Genomic DNA, 286 nt, shown 5'->3' with positions numbered 1-286 from the left:
GGCGACGCGGATGTTGGCGCGCTGGTTGTCCGCGGTCATGGGTTCACCCCGGCGGAGCAGGGCGTTACCGCCCAGAGCAACGACGATACGCATAATGCAGTCCTTTCAAGAGTTCAGTGATCCCCGTAGGGGTCAAGTCATGAGCCTCAGATATCCGCCAGCGCCGACACGAGAATCGCCTTGATGGTGTGCATGCGGTTTTCCGCTTGCTCGAAGGCGATGTTGGCTGGGGACTCGAAGACGTCTTCGGTCACTTCGACGCCGTTGGCCAGGTGCGGATAGCGCG

Annotated in this window: 2 pseudogenes; both read right to left on the bottom strand. The window is 61.2% G+C overall.

The annotated features are described in order from the left end of the window. Positions 1–93: pseudogene (locus AACY49_RS31485) on the bottom strand (carbamate kinase); the annotation flags it as partial. Between the two features lie 53 nt (positions 94–146). Then, positions 147–286: pseudogene (locus AACY49_RS31480) on the bottom strand (ornithine carbamoyltransferase); the annotation flags it as partial.

Source organism: Pseudomonas sp. EL_65y_Pfl2_R96, assembly GCF_963970905.1.
Lineage (GTDB): Bacteria > Pseudomonadota > Gammaproteobacteria > Pseudomonadales > Pseudomonadaceae > Aquipseudomonas.
Note: the sequence above shows the minus strand (reverse complement) of the source record. Positions and strands in the feature narration are given on the sequence as shown.